At 61.2% G+C, this 25,040-nt stretch carries 21 protein-coding genes; 11 read left to right on the top strand and 10 right to left on the bottom strand.

What is annotated here, in order from left to right; genetic code table 11:
* Positions 1 to 18 precede the first annotated feature (18 nt).
* From fucR to fucP, 5 genes are all read right to left on the bottom strand, one after another.
* Positions 19 to 729 carry an L-fucose operon activator gene (fucR, locus tag FHW76_RS16990; RefSeq protein WP_012540709.1) on the bottom strand — a complete coding sequence of 237 codons (711 nt, stop codon included), beginning with the start codon at positions 727 to 729 and terminating at the stop codon, positions 19 to 21.
* 58 nt (positions 730 to 787) lie between these two features.
* Positions 788 to 1,210 carry an L-fucose mutarotase gene (fucU, locus tag FHW76_RS16995; RefSeq protein WP_008806274.1) on the bottom strand — a complete coding sequence of 141 codons (423 nt, stop codon included), beginning with the start codon at positions 1,208 to 1,210 and terminating at the stop codon, positions 788 to 790.
* A 1-nt stretch (position 1,211) separates the two neighbouring features.
* Complete coding sequence (fucK, locus tag FHW76_RS17000; RefSeq protein WP_016161733.1) at positions 1,212 to 2,630, bottom strand: L-fuculokinase; 1,419 nt, start codon at positions 2,628 to 2,630, stop codon at positions 1,212 to 1,214.
* 107 nt (positions 2,631 to 2,737) lie between these two features.
* Complete coding sequence (gene fucI / locus FHW76_RS17005) at positions 2,738 to 4,513, bottom strand: L-fucose isomerase (protein ID WP_048330623.1); 1,776 nt, start codon at positions 4,511 to 4,513, stop codon at positions 2,738 to 2,740.
* A gap of 32 nt (positions 4,514 to 4,545) precedes the next feature.
* Entirely contained in the window at positions 4,546 to 5,856 is a 1,311-nt protein-coding gene (fucP, locus tag FHW76_RS17010) for an L-fucose:H+ symporter permease (protein WP_020317279.1), read from the bottom strand.
* 566 nt (positions 5,857 to 6,422) lie between these two features.
* Here fucP and fucA point away from each other — a divergent pair.
* Complete coding sequence (fucA, locus tag FHW76_RS17015; protein ID WP_012540715.1) at positions 6,423 to 7,070, top strand: L-fuculose-phosphate aldolase; 648 nt, start codon at positions 6,423 to 6,425, stop codon at positions 7,068 to 7,070.
* Positions 7,071 to 7,097: 27 nt separating this feature from the next.
* Positions 7,098 to 8,246 (top strand): lactaldehyde reductase, encoded by a 1,149-nt coding sequence (fucO, locus tag FHW76_RS17020; RefSeq protein ID WP_022065016.1) that lies wholly within the window; start codon positions 7,098 to 7,100, stop codon positions 8,244 to 8,246.
* A 70-nt stretch (positions 8,247 to 8,316) separates the two neighbouring features.
* Here fucO and xni read toward each other — a convergent pair whose 3' ends face one another.
* Both xni and FHW76_RS17030 read right to left on the bottom strand, forming a co-directional pair.
* Positions 8,317 to 9,072 carry a flap endonuclease Xni gene (xni, locus tag FHW76_RS17025; RefSeq protein WP_087653378.1) on the bottom strand — a complete coding sequence of 252 codons (756 nt, stop codon included), beginning with the start codon at positions 9,070 to 9,072 and terminating at the stop codon, positions 8,317 to 8,319.
* Between the two features lie 96 nt (positions 9,073 to 9,168).
* Entirely contained in the window at positions 9,169 to 11,112 is a 1,944-nt protein-coding gene (locus tag FHW76_RS17030; RefSeq protein ID WP_008806268.1) for a sigma-54-dependent Fis family transcriptional regulator, read from the bottom strand.
* A gap of 77 nt (positions 11,113 to 11,189) precedes the next feature.
* Here FHW76_RS17030 and FHW76_RS17035 point away from each other — a divergent pair, with 77 nt between their 5' ends.
* The 9 genes from FHW76_RS17035 to FHW76_RS17075 all read left to right on the top strand — a co-directional run bounded on the left by FHW76_RS17035 (position 11,190) and on the right by FHW76_RS17075 (position 20,918).
* Positions 11,190 to 11,306, top strand: coding sequence for a hypothetical protein (locus FHW76_RS17035; protein WP_040153195.1), 117 nt, complete (start codon positions 11,190 to 11,192; stop codon positions 11,304 to 11,306).
* A gap of 77 nt (positions 11,307 to 11,383) precedes the next feature.
* Complete coding sequence (gene ssuD, locus FHW76_RS17040; RefSeq protein ID WP_022065017.1) at positions 11,384 to 12,556, top strand: FMNH2-dependent alkanesulfonate monooxygenase; 1,173 nt, start codon at positions 11,384 to 11,386, stop codon at positions 12,554 to 12,556.
* 46 nt (positions 12,557 to 12,602) lie between these two features.
* A complete protein-coding gene (locus FHW76_RS17045) occupies positions 12,603 to 14,000 on the top strand; it encodes an FAD/NAD(P)-binding protein (RefSeq protein ID WP_122533549.1) in 1,398 nt (465 codons plus the stop codon).
* Between the two features lie 73 nt (positions 14,001 to 14,073).
* The gene (locus FHW76_RS17050; protein WP_004890067.1) at positions 14,074 to 15,480 is read left to right on the top strand and encodes an LLM class flavin-dependent oxidoreductase; all 1,407 of its coding nucleotides are present in this window, start codon (positions 14,074 to 14,076) and stop codon (positions 15,478 to 15,480) included.
* A complete protein-coding gene (locus FHW76_RS17055; RefSeq protein WP_008806264.1) occupies positions 15,477 to 16,499 on the top strand; it encodes a methionine ABC transporter ATP-binding protein in 1,023 nt (340 codons plus the stop codon). Before FHW76_RS17050 ends, FHW76_RS17055 begins: the two co-directional genes overlap by 4 nt.
* The gene (locus FHW76_RS17060) at positions 16,496 to 17,194 is read left to right on the top strand and encodes a methionine ABC transporter permease (RefSeq protein WP_008806263.1); all 699 of its coding nucleotides are present in this window, start codon (positions 16,496 to 16,498) and stop codon (positions 17,192 to 17,194) included. The genes FHW76_RS17055 and FHW76_RS17060 overlap by 4 nt, the downstream gene beginning before the upstream one ends.
* Positions 17,191 to 18,069, top strand: coding sequence for a MetQ/NlpA family ABC transporter substrate-binding protein (locus FHW76_RS17065; protein WP_183476856.1), 879 nt, complete (start codon positions 17,191 to 17,193; stop codon positions 18,067 to 18,069). Before FHW76_RS17060 ends, FHW76_RS17065 begins: the two co-directional genes overlap by 4 nt.
* Positions 18,070 to 18,262: 193 nt before the next feature.
* Positions 18,263 to 19,684 (top strand): MFS transporter, encoded by a 1,422-nt coding sequence (locus FHW76_RS17070; RefSeq protein WP_004151071.1) that lies wholly within the window; start codon positions 18,263 to 18,265, stop codon positions 19,682 to 19,684.
* 10 nt (positions 19,685 to 19,694) lie between these two features.
* Entirely contained in the window at positions 19,695 to 20,918 is a 1,224-nt protein-coding gene (locus tag FHW76_RS17075) for an acyl-CoA dehydrogenase family protein (protein WP_012967322.1), read from the top strand.
* A 45-nt stretch (positions 20,919 to 20,963) separates the two neighbouring features.
* Here the strand turns inward: FHW76_RS17075 and FHW76_RS17080 are convergent, their stop codons facing one another.
* The 3 genes from FHW76_RS17080 to FHW76_RS17090 all read right to left on the bottom strand — a co-directional run bounded on the left by FHW76_RS17080 (position 20,964) and on the right by FHW76_RS17090 (position 24,766).
* Complete coding sequence (locus FHW76_RS17080; RefSeq protein WP_002915261.1) at positions 20,964 to 21,905, bottom strand: aliphatic sulfonate ABC transporter substrate-binding protein; 942 nt, start codon at positions 21,903 to 21,905, stop codon at positions 20,964 to 20,966.
* A gap of 138 nt (positions 21,906 to 22,043) precedes the next feature.
* The gene (locus tag FHW76_RS17085; RefSeq protein WP_012540721.1) at positions 22,044 to 23,411 is read right to left on the bottom strand and encodes an L-serine ammonia-lyase; all 1,368 of its coding nucleotides are present in this window, start codon (positions 23,409 to 23,411) and stop codon (positions 22,044 to 22,046) included.
* A 65-nt stretch (positions 23,412 to 23,476) separates the two neighbouring features.
* Positions 23,477 to 24,766, bottom strand: coding sequence for an HAAAP family serine/threonine permease (locus tag FHW76_RS17090; protein ID WP_032731171.1), 1,290 nt, complete (start codon positions 24,764 to 24,766; stop codon positions 23,477 to 23,479).
* Between the last annotated feature and the right edge of the window lie 274 nt (positions 24,767 to 25,040).

Here is a 25,040-nt window from a genome sequence, read left to right on the forward strand (position 1 = left end):
CGTCCTCCGGCCTTCCCCTTAAGGCTGCGGCGCATCCGACACAATATGCGTCACGTCATCCAGATGACCAATTCTCGCCTCGCCGGAACGGTTGAACTTGCTTTTGTCGATCAGCAGTAGCGACTGCGCCGCGCGCTTAAGCAGGATCGATTTAAAGTCGGCATTGAACGCATTGGAGTCCCATAGCGCGCCCTGCGGGTCGATGCCTTCGCAGGAAAAAATAAACAGATCGATCTCCAGCGATTTCAGCTGGGAAATCAGCGCCGGGTTCACGTAGCAGCCATATTTCCGCTGCAGAGTGCCGCCGGAGCAGGTGAGCGTGATTTGGTCGCGTTTGGCCAGCTCCTGGCAGATGGGCTGGCTGTTGGTAAAGACGTGCAGCGGGCGGTCCGGCAGCTGGCGGGCGAGATACCAGCAAGTGGAGCTGGCATCGAGGGCGATCACCATCCCTTCGTCAATCCAGGCCAGCGCTTCGCGGGCGATATCGGCTTTATGCGCGTAATGGCTTTTCAGCCGCATGTGAAAAGGGTCGCCGCTGTCCTGGCTGCGCTGATGGATCACTTTGGCCCGGCCGTGGTTGCGCAGCACTTTGCCCTGCGCCTGCAGCTCGCTCAGATCGCGGCGAATGGTTTCCCTGCTGACGTTGAGCTGTTTTGACAAGGTTTCGGTGGTCAGGCTGCTGTGGTTGATCAGGAGATCGACGATCGCCTGCTGGCGGGCTGCTTTCATTTATTCTCATCCCATCATTGATTGAGCGTCTGCATCAGGCAGACGCTCCGGCATGAGATTACGGCGTGACTCCTTTTTTTAAAAGGATATTTCCGTACTTAGCTCGCTCTCCTGTGATAACGATCGCAAAGGCTTTTTGCGCCCGGTCGTAGAAGGCAAAGCGGTCAATCCGCACGATATCCGGGCAGGGGGCCTGCGCCGAGAGCGCCTGCCGATAGCGCTGTTCCACCGTCGGGTCCAGCGCATCGCCTTCGACGGCGGCCATCATCACCAGCGGCGGCGCGTAGCTGTCTAACTCGAACAGCGGGATAATCGCCTGCAGCAGATCGCTGACCCGCAGGCCATCAGCGCGGATCACCTGTGGCCCCATGCTGTGCGCCGGGAAATGGGCATCGGAAAAAATGATTTCATCCCCATGGCCCATTTCGGCCAGCACTTTCAGCAGCTCCGGCGATATCAGCGGGGAAATGGTTTTGAGCATCTCAGGCTTCCTCTGTTAATTCAGGTTCAGTTTGCGGCCAAAAATAGCGGTAGCGGTACGCGACCTGCGCTCTGGCCTGTTCCGGCGAAGAGAACTCGCCCACGCCATACCAGCCAAACATCGCCGCGCCGGCCACCGTGGTTTCGGCATCATCGAGAACTTTGATCGGTATTCCAAGCCGGTCGGCCTTGATCTGGTTCCACAGCGCGTTGCGGCTGCCGCCGCCCACCAGCAGCAGCTCTTTCGCCCTGAAGCGGCCGATGTTTTCCAGGGTTTGCAGATGCTGCGCCAGCTGGTCGCTTAACCCCTCCAGCGCGGCGCGGTAAAAATGGCCGCGGGTGGTGTTGAGCGTGACGCCCTGCCAGCCGGCGTGCTGGCTGGCGAGCAGGTCGCACTGCATCCTGACGCCCTGGGCGCCGGGCGGGATCGCCTGCGCTTCGGCAATCAGCGTCTGCCACGGCGTGTCAGCGCTCCACAACAGCTTGCGCACCCATTCGAGCACGCCGGAGGCCAGCCACTGCATTCCCGGGTTATAGCGGCCCGGCTGGCTGTCCAGCTCGCAGGTGGAGCCGCTGTAGTCGCAGAGCAGCGAAGTGTCGACCTGGGCGCTGCGCACCATCAGGATCTCCCAGGTCCCGGAGGAGAGCACCGGCTCATCCTGCCCGGCGCCGGCGCCAAACAGAGCGAACTGGGTGTCGTGCCCGGCCGAGATAACCGGGATCCCGACGGGAAGGCCCAGCAGCGCAGCGGCCTCCGGCAGCAGGGCGCCGATCGGCTGGCCTGCTTCAACCAGCCGCGGGAACAGGCGGCGCGGCAGGCCGGTCGCCTGCAGGATTGGCGCGCTGAAATCGCGCTGCCGGAGATCGAGCATCTGGCTGGTGCCCGCCATGGTGAGGTCGGTGGTGAACTCCCCGGTCAGCCGATGGTTGATCAGCGACGAAATAAACAGCCAGGCATGGGCCTGCGCCAGCAGCTGCGGGTGGCACTCTTTCAGCCAGATCAGCTTATACAGGGTGTTGAACGCAAACGCGCCGACGCCGGCAATCTGCTGCAGCTGGTGTGCTGGCATATACTGGCTGATATTCTCCATCACCGCCGCGGTGCGCGGGCATTTCCAGCTGATGATCGGATACAGCAGGGCACCCTGCTCATCCACCAGCGCGCCATCGACGCCAAAGGTCGTGACGGTGATGCCGCGCACCGTGCAGGAGGCCAGCTGGTCATGGATCTGCCGACAGCAGTCGGCAAAGCGCTGCATAATGGCCTCCAGCGACCACTGGTGCCAGTCGCTGTTCTCCGCCGCGATGTCGCTGGCGTTCGCCGTTGCGGCGCGGGCGATAATGTTTCCCTGTCGGTCAACGGCCATCGCCCGCACGTTGGTGGCGCCGCAGTCGAGGACCAGGATAACGTCTTGCTTCATAGTGACTCCCGAAACAACATGGCCGGATGGCGCGGCGCTTATCCGGCCTACAGACCGCGCGCATCTGTAGGCCCGGTAAGCCTGCGCCACCGGGCGAAACCAACCTGTTAACGCTTATACAGCGGCCCGTAGTTCTGGCAGGCGCGGTAGTCCTGGCCCTCGATATCCATGCCATGCGCAGCCCAGGCGGAGGGGCGGTAGATTTTCGCCGCTTCCACGTTGTGCATGCAGACCGGAATGCGCAGCATGGCGGCGAGGGTAATGAAATCCGCGCCAACGTGGCCGATGGTCAGCACGCCGTGGTTGGCGCCCCAGTTAGCCATCACCGAGTACACATCGCTGAACGGACCCTTGCCGGTCAGGCGTGGGGCAAACCAGGTGGTGGGCCAGGTGGAGTTGGTACGGGCGTCGAGCTGGTCGTGCATCGCTTTGGGCAGCGCCACGCTCCAGCCTTCGGCAATTTGCAGCACCGGCCCCAGGCCTTTGATGATGTTTACCCGGGTCATGGTGAACGGTACGCCGCCTTCGGTCAGGAAGCGGGAAGAGAAGCCGCCGCCGCGGAAGTATTCGTGGATCGCCGGGCACCATTCGGTCGCCGCGAGGCAGGCATCCGCCTCGTTCTGTTCAATCTCCCAGTGAGGTTTCATCGTCGGGTTGCCCTGCGCGTCGCGTTGCTGGCAGGAGCCGTCCAGCGCCGCAGAGCCGGAGTTAATCAGGTGAATAATGCCGTGCTCCGCCCGCCCGGTGAGCGGCTGCCCGGTGACCCGCTCAACGGCGTCCGGCGACCAGTAGGTGCGCACGTCGGCAAACACCTGGGCGGTGCCGGTGAGCTGATGACCCATCAGCATGGCCACGCCGTTGAGGCTGTCGTTTTCGGTAGCGACGACAAATGGCTCGCGCACCCCGTTCCAGTCAAAAGAGCTGTTGAGCAGCGCTTCAGCGGTATCGCCATTGGGGTATTGATCGGTCCAGTGGCGCTGACCCTGGAAACCGGCGGCGATGGCGTTGTAGCCCAGTGACTCCTCCACCAGTCCTTTTTCCGCCAGCTTCGGGTTGCCCTGCATCATGTCGCGGATGCACATCGCCATCAGCAGGCTCTCTTTCAGCACCGCGCGGCTCTGCGCCTCATTGCGCTTATACTGCTCAGCGTTCTGATCTTCGCCGTAGCGGAAGTGTTTATCCGCCCACGCCAGCGCCATCTCCAGCTCGGTTTCATCATAGATTTTCTGATCGATTCGCCGGCGCAGCTCCGTCATGTCGACAGCCTGGACCTTCATGCCGAGCCAGGATTCAAAGAAATTGTGGTCGACGATGGAGCCGGCGATGCCCATTGAGACGCCGCCCAGCGACAGATAGCTTTTCCCTTTCATACTGGCGACGGCCAGGCCGGCGCGCGCGAAGCGCAACAGTTTTTCTTCGACATCCGCCGGGATCGAGGTGTCATCGGCATCCTGTACGTCATGCCCGTAGATGGAGAACGCCGGGATCCCTTTCTGGCTATGGGCCGCCAGCGCGGCGGCCAGATAGACCGCCCCCGGACGTTCGGTGCCGTTAAAGCCCCAGATGGCCTTCGGGCGCAGCGGATCCATGTCGATGGTTTCGCTGCCGTAGCACCAGCAGGGGGTGACGGTGATGGTGACGCCGACGTTCTGGCTGCTGAATTTCTCTTCACAGGCGGCCGACTCGGCCATGCCGGCGATGCAGGTATCGGCAATCACGCACTCCACCCGGGCGCCGCAGGCGTGGCGCAGTTTCTCGCTGATAAGCGCGGCGGTGGCTTTCGCCATGTTCATGGTTTGCGCTTCCAGCGACTCGCGGACCCCCATGCGACGACCATCGATTACCGGGCGGATACCGATCTTCGGTAAGCTGATTTTTTTCATTACAGATCCCTCAGGTTATGCGGATAACAGGTTTAGTTCGTCGCCGCTTGTGAACGGAAACGGGCAAAAATAAAGATGATGGCGAAGCACAGCGCCGGGACCAGTTCGGCGGTCGGGATATTGCCGGCGGCGTCGCTGACAAAGCCCATCACCGGGGTGACGATCCCGCCGCCGATAATGGTCATGACGATAAAGGACGAGCCATATTTGGTGTCCTGGCCCAGATGCTTAATCCCCAGCGAGAAGATGGTCGGGTACTGAATGGACATAAAGGCGCTGCACAGGGTCAGGGCCAGCAGACCGACGTGGCCGCCGCTGAAGGCGGAGAGCAAACAGAGCAGCATGGCGATAAACGCATAGATAGCGAGCACGTTATGCGGCGCAAAGCGGCGGATAAGCCAGGTGCCGGTAAAACGGCCAATAAAGAAGCAGACCATGGTGGCGGTCAGGTAGTTGGCGGCGAAACCGGCCGTCATGCCCGGGATCTCTTCGATAGCGTAGCGAATCAGGTAGCTCCAGCAGGCGGTTTGCGCGCCGACGTAGCAGAACTGGGCCAGCACCGCCCAGCGCCAGTGACGGATGCGCATCAGGCGCGTCAGCGAGGCGAGGAAGGTGCTCTGCGCGCTGTCGCTGTGGTCATCGCTCTGCAGGGAGGGGAAGCGGGTACAGACGATCAGCAGGGCAACCAGCAGGACGATGGCCACGATAATCATATAGGGGGTTTGTACCGACAGGACCAGGCTGTGCTTCCAGGCGCTGAGCTGTTCTGGCGTCATTTTATCCAGCACCTCCTGCGGCTGATGCGGGACGTTAGACAAAATAAGACTCTGGCCAAATACCACGGCAATAATGGCGCCAAATGAGTTAAAGGTCTGGGCCAGATTAAGGCGGAAGTGACCGCCGCTTTCCGGACCGAGAACGGTCACAAACGGGTTGGCCGCCGTTTCCAGGCAGCCAAGCCCGGCGGCGATAATAAATAATCCAATCAGGAATAAAGTGTAGTTCATCACTTCGGCGGCAGGCCAGAACAGCGCGGCGCCGCAGGCATATAAAAACAGACCCGTAAGAATTCCTGCTTTATAGCTGAATTTTTTCATCAGCATCCCGGCGGGGATGGGAATAATAAAATAGCCAAAATAAAAGGCCGACTGAATTAATCCGGCCTGGAAATTAGTCAGGGTAAAGGCCTGTTGAAATTGCGGTAATAAAATATCATTCAGATTATTAGCCACCGCCCACAGAAAAAAGAGGGAGCACAGCAGAGCAAAAGGAATAATGTAGCTCTTACTCTGCCCGCTCTCCATGGCGCGGTAACTTTGCGTTGGTATCGTTGTGTTTCCCATAGCGTCCTCATCAGTTCAGAAGCATTTACAACAGCATTCAGGGCGCAGTCTGGTGCTGCAGCAGACCGCAAAATTAAGTGAGCTCAGGTGACGCGCCGGTGAGTGAAATGAAAGTCACGGCGGAACTCATGACTTCATTTTCAAATAAAAACCGCCTGTTAATATGATGATGGTCACACTTAACGATCTGCGGGCCATTTTATGTGATAATTGTCACTTTAATTTTTCAAAAACGCTGACCGTTTGAGAAAATAAATTCACAAAACCACAACGCTAATGACCGAATGAATGTATATCGTGGAAAACGGGCAAATGTTACAAAAAAATAAAATGCCCGCTTGATGAAATATTATTAAGAACGGGCATTTTAAACACTCTCTTAATGGGCATGGTTGCTTTATTCATGGCGGAATTATTGACGCGGTTCACAAAATATAGTCATGAAAATTCCCCTTTGATTATTCAGGTTGATGATGAAGACCATTATTCACCCTATCCCACGGTAGCCGACGATATTTCTGTTGCCCTGCCGTTGACGGATAATGAGTCACCAAAAGAGGAACGCAATGGAAAGAAACAGACTGGCCCGGCAGATTATCGATACCTGCCTGGAAATGACCCGCCTGGGGTTAAATCAGGGGACCGCCGGCAATGTCAGCGTGCGCTATCAGGGAGGAATGCTGATCACCCCCACCGGTATCCCGTATGAAAAGCTGACGGAAGACAAGATCGTCTTTATTGATGCCGATGGCCAGCATGAGCAGGGAAAATTGCCCTCCAGCGAATGGCGTTTTCATCAGGCGGCCTACCAGACGCGGCCCGATGCCCAGGCGGTGGTCCACAATCACGCTGTCCATTGTACGGCGGTGTCGATCCTCAACCGGCCCATCCCGGCCATCCACTATATGATCGCCGCGGCCGGCGGGAATTCGATCCCCTGCGCGCCCTATGCCACCTTCGGCACCCGCGAGCTGTCTGAGCATGTCGCGGTAGCGCTGAAGCACCGCAAAGCCACGCTGCTGCAGCATCATGGCCTGATCGCCTGCGAGGCCAGCCTGGAGAAAGCGCTCTGGCTGGCGCATGAAGTGGAAGTCCTGGCCCAGCTCTATCTCAGCACGCTGGCGATTATCGACCCGGTACCGGTGCTGAATGACGAGGCGATCGCCATCGTGCTGGAGAAGTTCAAAACCTACGGATTACGTATTGAAGAGTGATGCCGCAACGCTAACAGGAGAGACGCGATGGCAAACCGAATGATCCTCAACGAAACGGCGTGGTTTGGCCGGGGGGCGATAAACGCATTAACCGATGAAGTGGCGCGGCGCGGCTATCGCAAAGCATTGATCGTCACCGACAGCACCCTCGCCCGCTGCGGCGTGGCGGCGAAAGTCACTGATAAACTGGATGCCGCCGGGCTGGCATGGGATATGTTCAGCGACGTGATCCCTAACCCGACCATTGCCGTGGTCCAGCAGGGGCTGCAGGCCTTTCAGCGCAGCGGGGCGGATTACCTGATCGCCATCGGCGGCGGTTCGCCGCAGGATACCTGTAAGGCGATCGGTATTATTCAGCGTAACCCGGAATTCGCCGATGTCCGTAGCCTCGAGGGGCTCTCGCCCACCCGTCAGCCCAGCGTGCCGATCTTCGCGGTGCCGACCACCGCGGGTACCGCGGCGGAGGTGACGATTAACTATGTCATCACCGATGAAGAACAGCGGCGCAAGTTCGTCTGCGTCGATCCGCATGATATCCCGCAGGTGGCCTTTATCGATGCCGATATGATGGACGCCATGCCGCCGGCGCTGAAGGCGGCCACCGGCGTGGACGCCCTGACGCACGCTATCGAAGGGTATCTCACTCGCGGCGCCTGGGCTTTGACTGATGCGCTGCACCTCAAGGCTATCGAGATCATTGCCGGGGCGCTGCGCGGCTCGGTTGCCGGGGATGCCGGCGCGGGCGAAGCCATGGCGCTGGGCCAGTACGTCGCGGGGATGGGATTTTCCAACGTCGGGCTCGGGCTGGTGCACGGCATGGCGCATCCGCTCGGCGCTTTTTACAACACGCCGCACGGCGTGGCGAATGCCATCCTGCTACCGCACGTGATGCGCTTTAATGCTGAGGCGACCGGGGAAAAATATCGCGACATCGCCCGGGCGATGGGCGTCAGGGCGGAAGCGTTAAGCCTGATCGCCGCACGCGAGGCGGCAGTGGAGGCGGTCAACGAGCTAAACCGCGATGTCGGTATTCCCGGCCATCTGCGCGAGGTGGGCGTCAGGAAAGAGGATATTCCGGCGCTGGCGCAGGCGGCGCTGGAGGATGTGTGTACCGGCGGTAACCCGCGTGAGGCGAGCCTGGCCGATATCGTCGGGTTATATCAGGCGGCCTGGTGATTGCCTGGCCCGGGTAAAGCAGGCAGTGCCGGAGGCAGTTACCCTGCACCGGCGCACCTCTTAACGATGGTTAGCGCGTCAGCCGCAGCTGCTGCAGATTGCCATCCAGCTGGAGGTCGGTCTGCAGGCGGGCCACTTCCCGGCAGGTGAAGGCCATCTCCTGATGCGCGGCCAGCTTTTTGCGCCACTTCTCCGGCACCTCGGCCAGACGGGCGTACAGCTCCTCCAGGTCCTGAAACTCGTTCAACAGCTGGGCGGCGCTTTTGGGTCCAATGCCCGCCACGCCCGGCACCTTCGAGCTGCTGATCCCCGCCAGCCCCCAGTAATCCGCCAGTTGCTCCGGAGTGACACCGAACTCGCTGGCGATAAAGGGCGCGTCCAGCCAGCGCTTCTGAAAGTAGTCGCGGATGCGGATGGTGGGCGACAGCAGCTGACAGTAGCCTTTGTCGGTGGAGACAATGGTGGCTTGATGGCCCGCCTGGGCCACCTTTACCGCCAGGGTGGCGGCGAGGTCGTCCGCTTCGCTGCCCGGCGAGGCCCAGCAGCGGATCCCCCGCTGTTCGAAGGCCGCCCGCAGCGCTGGCATCTCGGCCACCAGCGTCTCCGGCATCGGCGCGCGGCCGGCTTTGTACTCTGGCAGGCGCTGGTGGCGCCAGCCGTGGGCGCGATCCTCATCATCGAACACCGCCACCGCGTGGGTGGGCTGACTGTGGACGATCAGCTGCTCCAGCGCATGCAGGCAGGTATCGACGCAGGGCGAACCCTGCACCGCATGGATGCGGCGGATCAGATTTAACGCGTCGACGATTAACAGATGAACAGCCACAGATACCCCCTTATTCTCAGCGTCTTTAGGGTAACATCGCCATCAGATCGAGGCTATCTGCGCCTGAACAATCAGGAAGATAACGCGCAAATTTCGCTAACTGACCGCCATCAGCGGGCTGATGACGCCCGGCGCGGGTTCGCCGTACCACACCGCTTCGCGCACCGGGACCGGTTTGGCGATAAGCCCGAGGGCGTAAAAGCGATCGGCGATGGTCTGCTGGGCGCGGATCACCGACAGATCCATCGGCCGCGGGCGATGGCTGCGGCGGGCGAGGGCCATGCTCAGCGACCGGGCGTCAATCCCCAGCTCTGCCGAGAGTAAGCGGGCCGCTTCGCCACGATGTGAGTCGATAAACTGCCCGGTGTGGGTCAGCTCCGTCAACAGACGGCGCATGATATCGCCATGCTGAGCGAGGTAGTCCCGTCGCGAAAGATAAAACTGATGGTTGTTGACCCGTCCTTCGCCGCTGGCGACCACCCGCAGCTCGCCGGTGTGCTCGGCGTCGCTGAGCAGCGGGTCCCACATCATCCAGGCGTCAACCGCCAGGTAGTCGCTGGCGGTCAGCGGATATTTCGGCGGGGTATAGACCACCCGCACGTCGTTCAGCCCCAGCCCGGCGTCTTCGAGGATCTGCAGCAGTAGCCAGTGGACATTCGACCCCTTATTGAGGGCGATGCGTTTGCCGCGCAGATCGCTGAGCTGGCGAATGTCACTCTCCTGCGGGACGACCATCGCCACGCTGCGCGGCGCCGGCGGCTCCCATGCGACGTACATCAGTTCGCTATTGCTGGCCTGGGCAAACACCGGCGGCGCTTCCCCGGTGGTGCCGAAGTCGATCTCGTTGCAGGCGAGGGCGTGGAGGAGCTGCGGTCCGGCAGGAAACTCACTCCACAGCACGTTGACGCCGAGGCTGGCGAAGGCGGTTTCCAGACTCTGACGGGCTTTCAGGATCCCGAGGCTGCCGAAGCGCTGGTAGCCAATGCGCAGTTCGCGATCGGCCCCGGCTGCGTTGGCGAATGCCCGCGGCGGCGCAGGCGGGCGGCGGCGGCTTTTGATCAGCCCGAGGTTAGCGAGCTGGGTGCGCAAGGTATGCCGGCTGATCCCCAACAGCGCGGCCGCCTGGCTCTGGTTATCGTCGCAATGCGCCATGGCGTGGCGAATCAGGGCGCTGGTCACTCGCTGCCACAGCGGCTCGCCGGGAAGCGCTAGCTGGTGGCGAATAAAGTCGTCCAGTTCATGATCGCTCGCCGGCGCCGGGGCGTCGTTGAGCGTCGCCAGGCGCAGCTGGGCAGGACTGATCTCCTCTTCTTTACTGAGCAGCACCGCGTTGTGCAGGGTGTTTTCCAGCTCGCGAATATTGCCCGGCCACGAATAGTCCATCAGCCGGGCCAGTGATTCCGGCGCCAGACGCAGGGTTGGCCGCCCGAGGCGCCGGGCGTAGAGTGATAAAAAGTGGTGCGCCAGCAGCGGGATATCCTGCCGACGCTGGCGCAGCGGGGGCAGCGGCACCACCGCGATATTCAGTCGATAGTAGAGATCCTCGCGAAAGCGGCGCTCGCGGATCGCCTGGGCCAGGTCGACGTGGGTGGCGGCAATCACCCGGACATTCACTTTAATCGCTTTGCGTGAGCCGACGCGGGTAATTTCACGCTCCTGCAGGACTCGCAGCAGCTTGACCTGCAGCGGCAGGCTTAATTCGCCGATCTCGTCCAACAGCAGCGTCCCCCCTTCCGCGGCTTCAAACCAGCCGGGCTGTCCCTGCTGCGCGCCGGTGAAGGCGCCTTTCTCATGGCCGAACAGTTCGGCTTCGGCGAGGCTCTCGGTCAGCGCGCCGCAGTTGACCGCCAGAAACGGCTGCTGGCGACGGGCGCTGTGATGATGGAGATAGCGGGCCACCACCTCCTTGCCGGTGCCGGTTTCGCCCACGATCAGCACGGTCGCCTCCGTTGGCGCGAGCTTGTCCAGCAGGCTCTGGAAGGCCTTCGACGCCGGGTCGATCAGCGCGGGAGCGGTGGAAGGGGATTCTGGGTTCAGCATAGCGGGCCTCCGATCGTTGACGCTCTGAACTTATCCTGCGGCGGCCGCAGAAACCAGAGGGGGAAGGCCCGCGGCTGTTGCAAATGCGCCAGCGGATGCGCGGCGGCTGCGCGATTTGCAACAGCGCGGCGCGGCGAAGCTGTTTTCAGTGCCTTGATTTTAAAAGATTAATTTTTTATTCACCATTGGCATGATTATCGCTAACACCCATATAACCAAATTAAAACATCTCTTCGATAAATATCGGATATGGTTATATAGGAAATAGATAATGACGCAGCAAGCTCCCGACAAGATCAATGTCTTCTGGTTCTTACCTACCCATGGCGATGGCCGTTATCTGGGTACCACCGAGGGTGGACGCCCGGTCGATTTACCTTATCTGCAGCAGGTGGCGTTGGCGGCCGACAGTCTGGGCTACTACGGCGTGCTGATCCCCACCGGTAAAAGCTGTGAAGATTCGTGGCTGGTGGCCTCGGCGCTGGCGCCGTTGACCCGCCGTCTGCGCTATCTGGTGGCGGTCAGGCCGGGCCTGCAGCCGCCAACCCTGGCGGCACGGATGGCGGCCACCCTCGACCGTTTATCGGAAGGTCGGCTGCTGATCAACGTCGTTACCGGCGGCGACCCGGTGGAAAACAAAGGCGACGGTATCTTCCTCAGCCACAGCGAGCGCTATCAGGTGACCCGCGAATTTCTTGATGTTTACACCCGCCTGCTTCGCGGGGAAAAAGTGGACTATCACGGCGAGCATATTCACGTGGAAGGCGCTGAAGTGCTGTTCCCGCCGGTACAGGAGAATGGCCCGCCGCTCTATTTCGGCGGCTCTTCTGATGCGGCCATTGATGTGGCGGCCGAGCAGATCGACAGCTATCTGACGTGGGGCGAACCCCCGGAACTGGTGGCGGAGAAGCTGGCGGTGGTGCGCGAGCGCGCCGCGGCCCGCGGACGCACCCTGCAGTACGGCATTCGTCTGCACGTCATTGTGCGCGAAACGGAAGAAGAGGCATGGGCCGCCGCCGACCGGCTGATCGCCCATCTTGACGACGATACCATTGCCCAGGCGCAAAAGATCTTCGCCCGCATGGACTCGGCCGGCCAGGCGCGGATGAGCGCCCTGCATCAGGGGTCGCGCGATAATCTGCGCATTGCGCCCAATCTGTGGGCCGGCGTCGGACTGGTGCGCGGCGGCGCGGGTACCGCGCTGGTGGGTAATCCGCAGCAGGTAGCGGAACGCATCCGCGAATATCAGGCGCTCGGCATCAGCAACTTTATCTTCTCCGGCTACCCACATCTGGAAGAAGCGCACCGCTTTGCTGAGCTGGTGATGCCTCTGTTGCCGCTGGAAAACGCGGCCTCGTCGAAGGCGCGTAGCGTGAACACCGGTCCGTTTGGCGAAACCATCGGCGGCGATAAGCGCCCGGTGCGCCAGGTCAGCGCCAGCTGATGGCCCGGAGCGCGACCATGAGACAGCATACCGGAGGAGGGCTGCGATGAGTGCAGAACCGCATATCGTGATTATCGGCGGCGGCTTTAGCGGCGCGGCGGTGGCGATTGAGCTGCTGCGCCTGGCGCCGAACGGGGTGCGCGTGACGCTGCTGGAGCCGCGCCAGTCCCCCGGGGCCGGGGTGGCCTACTCCACTGCGGAGCCGACGCACCGGATTAACGTTCCGGCCGCTCGCATGCAGCTGGCCGGCGACGAAGAGGGCGCCTTCGATCATTGGTACCGCCATCAGCCTGCCTTTGCCGTCGATGTGCAGGCGCTGCGCCCGGACGGTTCCGTCTACCCTCAGCGCGGCCAGTTTGGTCGCTATGTGGCGCAGCGTTTTGCCGACGCCGCGGCGTCCAGCGGCGGACGGCTTCGCCACCTGCGCGATCGGGCGCTCGCTTTTCATCAGGGGACGGTGACCACCGACGGCGGCCTGCAGCTTAAGGCCGATCTGCTGGTGCTGGCGATCAGTCATCCACCGCCTTCGCTGCCGCCGCAGGCCGAAGCCTGGCGTCATCATCCGGCGCTGATTGCCAACCCGTGGCAGCCCGGCGCGCTCGATGCCATCGCCCCGCACGCCCGGGTGGCGGTGATGGGCACCGGATTAACCATGGCCGATACGGTCGCGACGCTGGACCGGCTGGGCCACCGCGGCAGTATCGTCGCCTTTTCGCGCCACGGCCTGCTGTCGCGCGGCAACCTTAGCGGCGCAGGGACAACCTGGCCCGGCGACTATCAGCAGGGCAACCTGCGTCAGCGCCTGCGTCAGATCCGCCTCGACGTCGCGTATGCGGCGCAGCAGGGCCTGAGCTGGCAGGTGGTGCTGGATGCGGTTCGTCAGCAGGGGCAGCGGATCTGGCAGGCGCTCAGCGTCGCCGATCGCCAGCGTTTTCTGCGCCATCTGCGCCATTACTGGGATGTCCACCGCTACCGCGTGGCGCCGCAGGTCGCCGAGGTGCTGGAGGCGCGCCAGCGCACGGGCAGTCTACAGGTGCAGGCGGCCAGGCTACTGTCGATAAGCGGTGAAGGCGAAACGCTGCGTCTGACGCTGGCGCGGCGCGGCGGCGGTGTGCAAACCCTGAGCGTCAATCATCTGATCCTGACGACCGGACCCGCACACCGCGCCCTGACCGACAGCCAGCCATTTTTACAGGACCTCGCCCGCCGCGGCCTGATTCGCGCCGATGCCCTCGGCATGGGCCTGGAGGTGGACAGCCGTTCCCGGGCAGTGGCTGAGCCGCACGTTGAGGCGCTGCCGGTGCTGGTGGCCGGTCCGGCCGCCCGCGGGCGTTTTGGCGAACTGATGGGCCTGCCGCAGGTAGCCGACCATGCCGCTGACGTGGCGGCGCAAGCGTTACTCACGCTCGGGATCCCGCAGGACTCCCGATGTCCTGCGTACTGAATTCCTCTCTTTCTTTTCCCTGATTCATTTTGCCGCGTGCGCCCCGGCGACGGGCCGCGCTATGGAGATTGCTATGTCATCACAACGTGAAATTCGTCTTAACGCTTTCGATATGAACTGCGTCGGCCATCAGTCGCCGGGCCTGTGGGCGCATCCCCGGGATCGCTCCTGGCAGTATAAAGATCTGGAGTACTGGGTGGATCTGGCGCGGCTGCTGGAGCGCGGCAAGTTCGACGGGCTGTTCATCGCCGACGTGCTGGGGATCTATGACGTACTGAACGGCAGCGGCGACGCGGCGATCCGCCAGGCGACGCAGGTTCCGGTCAACGATCCGCTGGCACTGATCACCCCGATGGCGCTGGTGACGGAGCATCTGGGCTTCGGCCTGACCGCCTCGCTGTCGTTTGAGCATCCTTACCCCTTCGCTCGTCGTCTGTCGACGCTCGATCATCTGACCAAAGGGCGGGTGGGCTGGAATATCGTCACCTCCTATCTGGAGAGCGGGGCGCGCAATATCGGCCAGCAGACTCAGACCGACCATGACACCCGCTATGACTATGCCGATGAGTATTTGCAGGTGATCTACAAACTGCTGGAGGGAAGCTGGGAGGACGGGGCGGTGCTGCGCGACAGAGAGCGGAAGATCTTCAGCGATCCGCGGAAAATCCATCCCATTAACCATCAGGGACAGTTCTTTTCCGTGCCGGGGATCCACCTCTGCGAGCCATCCCCGCAGCGCACGCCGGTGCTGTATCAGGCGGGGGCGTCCAGCCGCGGCAAACAGTTCGCCGCCGGCCATGCCGAATGTGTCTTCGTCGCTGCGCCGTCGAAGGTGCTGCTGAAGAAGACGGTGGCGGATATTCGCCGCCGGGCAGCTGAGGCGGGGCGAGATCCGCACAGCATCCTGATCTTCAACCTGCAGACGGTGATTGTCGGCGACACCGACCGCGAGGCGCAGGCGAAGTGGCAGGAATATAAGCAGTACGTCAGCTATGAAGGCGCGCTGGCGCTGCTCTCCGGCTGGACGGGGATCGATTTCGGCCAGTATCAGCCGGATCAAGTGCTGAAGTATCTGCACACCAACGCCATTCAGTCGGCGGTGGAGGCCTTTTCGACCGCTGATCCGAACCGCCAGTGGACGGTGCAGGCTCTGGCCGATTGGGCGGGGATCGGCGGCTTCGGTCCGCTGGTGGTTGGCAGCGCGCAAACCGTGGCGGACGAACTGCAGTCCTGGGTCGAAGAGACGGACGTCGATGGCTTTAACCTCGCCTATGCCGTCACTCACGAAACCTTCCGCGACGTCGTCGAGCTGCTGGTGCCTGAGCTGCAAAAGCGCGGCGTCTTTAAGCAGGAGTACCGCGAGGGGACCCTGCGCGAAAAACTGTTCGGCGCCGGCCCGCGTCTGGCCGCGCCTCACCCGGGCGCCAGCTACCGCCGCGATGCGCGCACGGCGGCATCGGTAGAGGAGAAGGTGACATGATCGCTATCGATGACCTGCATAAAAGTTACCGCACGGCGGATGGCCGGCTCAGCGCGGTGCTGAAAGGGCTGTCGCTGCAGGTGCCTGAGCGCTCCATCACCGCGGTGGTGGGGCCGAGCGGCGCCGGTAAATCAACCCTGGCGCGCTGCATCAGCCTGCTGGAGCAACCGGACAGCGGCAGCATTCGTATCAATGGCCAGGATCTGTCGGCGCTGTCCGGCGAGGCGCTGCGCCGGGAACGGCGGGCGATTGGCACCGTTTTCCAGTCTTCGGCGCTGTTGAGCCGCAGGACCGCCTGGGAGAATGTCGCCCTACCGCTGGCGTGGCTGGGTGTGGTGGAGCGCGATATCAAGGCGCGGGTTGGCGAGCTGCTGGAGAGCGTCGGCCTGAGCCACAAAGCGGATGCCTGGCCGGCCCAGCTCTCAGGCGGCCAGCGCCAGCGGATCGGCATTGCCCGCGCGCTGGCGCTGCGCCCGTCCGTTCTGCTGGCGGATGAAGCCACCTCCGGCCTCGATCCTCAGGCCACGGCCTCGGTGCTGGCTCTGCTCAAGCGGCTGCGTGACGAGTACCAGCTGGCGATCGTCCTGATCACCCATGAAATGGACGCGGTGCGCACGGCGGCGGATGCGGTGGCGGAGATCCGCGACGGGACGATCGTCCAGTACGGGCGGATCGAAGATCTGCTGGCGCGTCCCGATTCTCTGCTCGGCCAGCAGCTGTTGCCGCTGACGCCGGCGGCAGCGGCCCACAGCGATCTGCTGCTGCGTCTGAGCTACCGCTGGGATGTGCCGGTGGCCACCGACTGGATCAGCCGCCTGAGCCAGCAGTGGGCGCTGCAGATCGATCTCCTTGGCGGTCACGTCGAGGTGATTAATGGTCGGCTGGCCGGTCGCCTGCAGGCCGGAGTGCGCTTTCAGGGCGAACGCCTGTCGCCCGCGCGACTGCAGGGCCTGCTGGCGCAGCTCGGCATAACGGCGGAGATCCTCGACAGCGCGCCGTTGCTCAGGGAGGTGGTATGAAACCGACAGTCATCAGCCAGGATACCCCCTGGGGCGAAATCCCTTCGCTGCTGCTCCCCGCCTATGGCGAAACCTGGCTTATGGTGGCCATTGTGATGCTGTTTGTCGTCACGCTGGGGGGGCTGGTGGGGGTGGTGTTGTTTAACGCCTCGCCGCGGGGCTTATTTCCGCACGCGCTGCTGTACCGGCTGCTGAACTGGGTGGTCAATATGGGACGTTCGCTGCCGTTTCTGGTGCTGATGGCCGCTATTATCCCGTTCACTTACTGGCTGACCGGCACCACGATTGGCATCCCCGCCGCGGTAGTGCCGATGATCGCCGCCGGCGTCCCGTTCTTTGGCCGTCTGGTGGAGAACGCGCTGCGCGAGTTGCCGGCGGAGGTCACCGCAGTGGGGGTCGTCTGCGGCGGGTCGCGCTGGCAAATCATTGCCAGCGCGCAGCTCAGTGAAGCCTTGCCCGCGCTGGTGGCGGCGGTGACGCTGAACCTGGTCTCGATGATTGAGTATTCGGCTATCGCCGGGACCATCGGCGCCGGCGGCATCGGCTACCTGGCCGTGGTGTACGGCTATCAGCGCTTCGACAACCACATCATGATCGCGACGATCGTTGCCCTGATCGCCACGATCCAGTTGATTCAATTTTTGGGTGACCGTCTGGTCAACCGTTTACGCCACACGCAGGGGAACCTTGTATGACAACAGAGCAATTTGAGTTACGTAAAGCGCGGCGCTGGCCCTGGCTGGCGGCGCTGGCGGTGATTATCCTGCTCGCCATCGCCTTCTGGTGGTGGCGGGGACATACCCAAAGCCAGCAGGTGGTCTTCGGCAGCACGTTAAAAATTCACTACGAGCCGGCGATGGCCGGCGAGCAGCGGATCATTGAGTATATTAATCAGCATATTGCGCCCGATTACGGTCTGAAACTGGAGGCGGTGGGGGTGCAGGATCCGGTCCAGGCTGACCGCGCGGTAGCGGAAGGACTGTATGCCGGGACGATCTATCAGCATCAGTGGTGGCTTAAACAGGTGGTGGACGCTAACGGCTTTGCGCTGTCGACCACGGTGCCGGTGTTCCAGTGGGCGTTTGGCATCTATTCCGACCGCTACTCGTCGGTACAGGCGTTGCCCAACGGCGCGACCATTGTCGTGCCTGACGATGGCGCCAATCAGGGGCAGGCCCTGTGGCTGCTCCAGCGCATTGGGTTGATCTCGCTCGACCCGGCGGTGGAGCCGCGTACGGCGAAGCTGAAAAATATTGTCGGTAACCCGCATCAGTTTGTCTTTAAAGAGCTGGATCTGCTGACCATGCCGCGGGCGTTAAATTCGGTGGATGCCGCCATCGGCTATGTCTCGCAATTTGACGCCGGGAAAGTGCCGCGTGAGAAAGGCATATTATTCCCGCCGGCGCCGCGCACCTTTGCTTCGCAATTAGTGATTGGTACACCGTATTTATCGCAGGAAAATATCGTCAAATTAAAACAGGCTTTTTCTGACCCGCGGATCCAGACGTGGTTAAAAACCACCGATGATCCGCTGGTAAAAGACGTATTAGTTCCAGTGTCCGCGGAATAAGCGTCCTGCACGACGTCTATTTTCGTTGTTATTTATTTCCCTTGAGGATGCGCGAAAGCGCGTCCTTTTTGTGCTGGTAATATTTATTAATTTATTGATTATATTGATTTTTATAGAATGATTTGTTGTTTTGATTCTCGTCGCGCGCGGTCTATAACCGCTGATGACCTGCACAAAATAATAAGGTGAAAAAATGAGTACATTACCAGTGGATAATCCCGGTATCGCTTCGGTACCGGTCAGTAGCGTCGGGGATGTGGCGCGGCTAATTAATTCCGGCAAGGAACAAGCGAAATATGCGCGGATGATTGTCTTCCTCGCGCTGGGGGGCGTTTTTCTCGACGCATATGACTTAACCACGCTCTCCTACGGTATTGATGACGTTGTACGTGAATTTCAGCTCTCACCGCTGCTGACCGGCCTGGTGACTTCGTCCATTATGGTCGGGACTATCGTCGGCAATATTATCGGCGGCTGGCTGACCGATAAATATGGTCGCTATTCGGTTTTTATGGCCGATATGTTCTTTTTCGTGATTTCGGCTATCGCCGCCGGGCTGGCGCCGAACGTCTGGGTGTTGATTGGCGCCCGCTTCCTGATGGGCATCGGCGTTGGCATCGACCTGCCGGTAGCGATGTCCTATCTGGCCGAGTTTTCCCGCTTTGCCGGCAAAGGCAACAAAGCGGCTCGCCTCGCGGCGTGGTGCCCGATGTGGTACGCCGCCTCAACCGTCTGCTTTCTCATTATCTTCGGCCTCTATTTCCTGCTGCCGCAGGAGCATCTTGACTGGCTGTGGCGCGCCTCCCTGCTGTTCGGCGCCGTGCCGGCACTGCTGATTATTGCCGTCCGCAGTCGATTTATGAATGAATCCCCGCTGTGGGCGGCGAACCAGGGCGATCTGACCTCTGCAGTGCGTATTTTACGCGACTCCTGGGGGATCCATGCCCATGAGGTCCCGGCGGCGAAGCCCGCGCCCGCGCCGAAAGTGAGCTTCCGCGTGCTGTTCGAAAAACCCTACCGTGAGCGGACTATCGTCGCCGGGGTGATGAATATCTGTATCTCCTTCGAGTACACGGCGATTGCCTTTTTCCTGCCGTCAATTCTTGCCCAGTTCCTCGGGGCTGGCGTCTTCGAAACTATTTCGGCATCGCTGGGGCTGAACGCCCTGTTTGCTTTTACCGGCGGGCTGCTCGGTATGCATCTGGCGTGGAAATATCCTTCGCGTCATGTGGCGATAGCCGGCTTCGCCCTGCAGTTTGTGGCGCTGATTGTGCTGGCGCTGGTGGGGCAACCGCACGCGACGGCAGGTATCGTGCTGGCTATCGCGATGCTGGGGCTGTGGCTGTTCGCCGAAGGGTTTGGCCCGGGGGCGCAGCTGATGATCTACCCGGCGCTCTCCTATCCTACTGCCATTCGCGCCACCGGGGTCGGTTTCAGCCGGGCACTCTCCGGGATCGGCAGCGCGCTGGCGTTGTTTATTCTGCCGCTGCTGCAGGCCTCCCTCGGCACGCAGATGTTCTGGGTGGTCTCGCTTGCCGCCATTATTCCCATTTTCTTCCTGCTGGCGGTCCGTCATGAACCGACGCGAGAAGATATCGACGCACTCCATGAATAAGGAACTGACAATGACCCTGCTCTCCACTGGCACCGATTATGACGCGCTGGCGGCCGCCTTCCGCCCGATATTCACCCGTATCGCCCAGGGCGCTGCGGAGCGCGAACAGCAGCGCATTCTGCCCGATGAGCCGATCCGCTGGCTGAAAGAAGCGGGCTTCGGCACGCTGCGTATCCCGCGCGAGAAGGGCGGCTGGGGCGCTTCGCTGCCGCAGCTCAGCGCGCTGCTGATCGAGCTGGCGCAAGCGGACTCTAACCTGCCGCAGGCCCTGCGCGCGCACTTTGCCTTTGTGGAAGATCAGCTGAATCAGCCGGATTCCGCCGGGCGCGACCGCTGGTTTCGTCGCTTCCTCGACGGTGAGCTGGTGGGCAGCGGCTGGACGGAGATCGGCGCGGTTAAGCTGGGAGAGGTGAACACCAGAGTGACGCCGACAGAGGGCGGCTGGCGACTCGACGGCGAGAAGTTTTACAGCACCGGCGCGCTGTACGCCGACTGGATCGATGTGTTTGCCCGGCGCAGTGATACCGCCGGCGATGTGATAGCCTTGGTCAGTACCCAGCAGACCGGCGTGGTGCGGGAAGATGACTGGGATGGCTTTGGCCAGCGGTTGACCGGCAGCGGAACCACCCGCTTTACCGGCGCTCGGGTGGAAACCGAACATGTCTATGATTTTGCCCAGCGCTTTCGCTATCAGACCGCCTTCTACCAGCATGTGCTGCTGGCGACCCTCGCGGGCATTGGCCTGGCGGTTGAGCGGGATGCCGCGCAGGGCGTCAAACATCGCTCCCGGATGTACAGCCACGGCAACGCCGCCGTGCCGCGCGATGACGCTCAGGTTCTGCAGGTCGTTGGGCAGATCAGCAGCTGGGCATGGGCGACCCGGGCCGCGGTCCTGCAGGCTGCGGAATCGCTGCAGCAGGCCTATGTGGCGCACGTCAGCGACGACGAAGCGCTGATCGCCCGGCGTAACCAGCTGGCGGAAGTGGAAGCGGCGCAGGCGCAGGTGATCGCCAGCGACTGGATCCCGCGGGCGGCGACGGAGCTGTTTAATGCCCTCGGGGCGTCGGATACGCGAACTCGCCTTGCGCTGGATCGCCACTGGCGCAATGCGCGGACGGTCGCCTCGCATAATCCGGTGATTTATAAGGCACGTAATATCGGTAACTGGCTGGTGAACGGTGAAGCGCCCACCTTTATCTGGCAGATAGGCAATGGTGAGAAAACGGCGGGGTAAGCCTGTCGGCGACGGGAGGCGCAGTGCTTCCCGTCGTCAGGAAAATCAAGGTTTATCCAGCGACCAGGTGGCGCTGCGCACGTCGACTTTCACCGGCAGCAGGCCGATGCGCGTAAAGGTATCCGCCAGCGCCTGCTGTTCGTTATACACCGCCGGGGTCATGCGTTCGGCACCGTAGGGCAGGCGGGCCAGGGTCTTCAGCCAGATGGCTTTATCCAGTCCGGTTGAGGTCGACAGCAGCCCGGCGGCCTCGTCCTGATGGCTGTTCGCCCACGCGCTGAGTTTACCCAGCTCATCCACCACCTGCTTTGCTGTCTCCGGGTAGGTATCTGCAAACTTGCGGCTGGCGAGATAGAAGGTGTAGTGCGGCACCAGCCCCTCGGCATTGCGGATCTGTCGGGCTTTCGCGTTGGTTTCCACTTCTGCGAGGAACGGATCCCAGATCACCCACGCATCAATCGCCCCGCGCTGGAAAGCGGCGCGGGCATCCGCCGGCGGCAGATAGACCGGGGTGATGTCTTTATAGCTGAGGCCCGCTTTTTCCAGTGCGGCAACCAGCAGGTAGTTGACGTCAGACCCCTTGTTCAACCCCACGCGCTTGCCCTTCAGGTCGGCCACGCTGTGGATTGCCGACTGTTCAGGCACCACAATCGCTTCCGTTTTCGGGTTAGCGGGGGAATGGGCAAGGTAGACCAGATCGGCTTGCGCCGCCTGGGCAAAGGCCGGAGGCGCATCGCCGGTCGCGGCCAGATCGATACTACCGACGTTCAGCCCCTCCAGCATTTGCGGTCCGGCGGGGAATTCGACCCAGCGTACGGCAATACCCTGTTTTTTCAGGCTCTCATCCAGCGTGCCGCGATACTTCAACAGCGCGAAGATATTCGCCTTTTGATAGCCGATGTTGACGGTTTCCGGCGCTTTGGCCAGCGCGGAGGTAGAGAGGGCGGCGAGGACCAGCAGCCAGGCGGGGCGGAATCGGTTGGACATTGTCTGTTCTCCTTAGCGGTTTTGCGTAAGGTAACAAACAGCGCTTATAACCATTAAATAACTAAAATTTTATTGATATAACAAAAAGAGTTGTTCAGGACGATGACCCGACACGCCGACGCGTGCCGGGGCTGAGGATTAATCGCAGGCGACGATCTTCATCGCCAGGCCACCGCGAGAGGTTTCCCGGTACTTGGCGTTCATGTCTTTACCGGTTTCGTACATGGTCTCGATCACTTTATCGAGGCAGACGCGCGGCTCGCTGGTCCGGCGCAGCGCCATTCGCGCGGCGTTGACCGCTTTCACGGCGGCGATAGCGTTGCGTTCGATGCACGGTACCTGCACCTGGCCGGCAACCGGGTCGCAGGTCAGGCCGAGGTTATGCTCCATGGCGATCTCTGCCGCGATGCACACCTGACCCGGGCTACCGCCCAGCAGTTCCGCCAGACCGGCCGCCGCCATCGAGCAGGCGACGCCCACTTCACCCTGACAGCCGACTTCGGCGCCGGAGATTGACGCGTTCATCTTATACAGCGAACCAATCGCGCTGGCGACCAGCATATAGCGGGCCAGAGAGTTGCTGTTCACCTTGCGGATAAACTTGTCATAGTAGGCCAGCACCGCCGGCACGATACCGCAGGCGCCGTTGGTTGGCGCGGTAACGACCCGGCCACCGGCGGCGTTCTCTTCGTTCACCGCCAGGGCGAACATATTGATCCAGTCGACCACCGCCATCGGATCGCTGTTGGTGGTGTCCTGACTCACCAGCATGCGGCGCAGCGCGGCGGCCCGGCGCGGCACGCGCAGTTTGCCCGGCAGAACGCCTTCGGTGGTGATGCCGCGTTCGATACCGGCGCTCATCACTTCCCATACCGCGGCAAAGTGTTGCTCCAGCGCTTCTTTGCTGTGCAGCGCCAGTTCGTTCTGCATCATCAGCCCAGAGAGCGACAGCCCGGTTTCACGGCAGTGACGCTGCAGGTCGGCGGCGTTTTTATAAGGGTAAGGAACCGCAACCGGCGCATCGGCGATCTGGCCGAAGTGCGCTTCGTCGACGATAAAGCCGCCGCCGATAGAGTAATACGTCTGGCTGTAGATCACCTTGTCACCGGCCAGGGCGGTAATGCGCATGCCGTTCTCATGCAGCGACAGGTTGTCGGCATGGAAATTCATGCACTGATCGACCGGGAAGTCCACTTCGTGCTGACCGTTGGCCAGCATCAGGCGGCCATGGGTGTTAACGTCCTGAATAAAGCCCGGAATGGCGTCGATGTCGACGGTGTCCGGCAGGTTGCCGGCGAGTCCCATGATAATCGCGATGTCGGTATGGTGGCCTTTACCGGTCAGGGAGAGGGAGCCATAGACGTCGACGACGACTTTGCTGACGTCGGCCAGCAGGCCGCGTGCGATCAGATCGTCAGTGAATTGTTTGCCCGCTTTCATCGGTCCAACGGTATGGGAGCTGGAAGGGCCAATGCCGATTTTAAAGATATCGAATACGCTGATCATATGTATTCCCGTGCTGTCGGAAAGCGCGCCGCCGTTAAGCGGCGCGGGGGGAGGTATTGACTGAATTAGCTGAACAGCGAGTAGAAGATCGCGGAGATGGCAATCAGACCCATAATCACCACGAAGACGTTGCTGATATGGCCGCTGTATTTACGCATCGCCGGCACTTTCTGAATCGCGTACATCGGCATCAGGAACAGGATCATCGCGATAATCGGGCCGCCAAGGGTCTCGATCATCCCGAGGATGCTCGGGTTCAGCGTCGCCACAATCCAGGTGGTCACCAGCATGAACAGCGCGGTCAGCTTGTTCAGTTTGTTGACTTCGATAGATTTGCCTTTACTGCGCAGGGATTTAATCACCATGCCGTTAAAGCCTTCGCGGGCGCCCAGATAGTGGCCGAGGAAGGATTTGGTGATGGCGATCATCGCGATGATCGGTGCCATCCAGGCGATAACCGGCGCGTTAAAGTGGTTTGCCAGGTAAGACAGAATCGAGATGTTCTGCTCTTTCGCCGCCGCCAGGTCCGCCGGAGAGAGGCTCAGGACGCAGCTGAATACGAAGAACATCACGGTCAGCACCATCATAATGTGAGCGCGGGCCAGGATGCTGGAGCATTTCTTCTCGGCGCCTGCGCCGTACTCTTCACGCTTGGCCACCGCGAAGGAGGAGATGATCGGCGAGTGGTTGAAGGAGAAGACCATCACCGGGATCGCCAGCCACAGGGTCATCAGCAGGCCATTGCCGGTTGCGGAGGCGCTGCTCAGGGAGAGCGTCTCCAGCGCCGCGCCGTTCCACTGCGGGATCAGGTACAGCGCCAGAATCATCAGGGCGATAACGAACGGGAACACCAGGATGCTCATCGCTTTCACAATCATCTGCTCACCGAAACGCACGATGGTCATCATGCCGACGATCAGGATCAGCGACAGAATGGCGCGCGGCGGCGGCGTCATGTGCAGCTGGTGCGACATGAAGGTTTCGACGGTGTTAGTGATCGCCACGCTGTACACCAGCAGGATCGGGTAGATAGCGAAGAAGTAGAGCAGGGTAATCAGCTTCCCTGCGCCTACGCCAAAGTGTTCTTCAACCACTTCGGTGATGTCTTCGCCCGGATTTTTCCCGGAGAGGACGAAGCGAGTCATACCGCGGTGAGCGAAGAAGGTCATCGGGAAGGCCAGAATCGCCATGATAATCAGGGGGATCATGCCGCCGACGCCGGCGTTGATCGGCAGGAACAAGACGCCCGCGCCGATCGCTGTACCGTACAGGCCCAGCATCCACATGGTGTCGGTTTTACGCCATCCGCTGCGGGTTTCGCCCGAAACGATGGTGCTGGTTTGAGTGGTTTCCATCTGTATCTCCTGGAGGAATCAACAAAATCTAATGAACAAATACAATTGCGTAACATGAAATTCGTTTAATTACGGTTTTTTTAGAAATTTTCTCCGTAATAATTGGGCCGGAAAGATACATTTATATGGTTTATGCATCAGTGATCGCGATCTCAAATGCAATAATCCACTTTCAATGTGCGTATTTTTAGTCCAACAGCCTGTTTCTGGTGATCAGCCAGCGATTTGTGGCGCGCAGGCTACCATTTGCAGCATATGAGATAAAAGCGGAGCG

The sequence above is a fragment of the Klebsiella sp. RC2 genome, from assembly GCF_014192815.1.
Classification (GTDB): Bacteria; Pseudomonadota; Gammaproteobacteria; order Enterobacterales; family Enterobacteriaceae; genus Klebsiella; species Klebsiella variicola.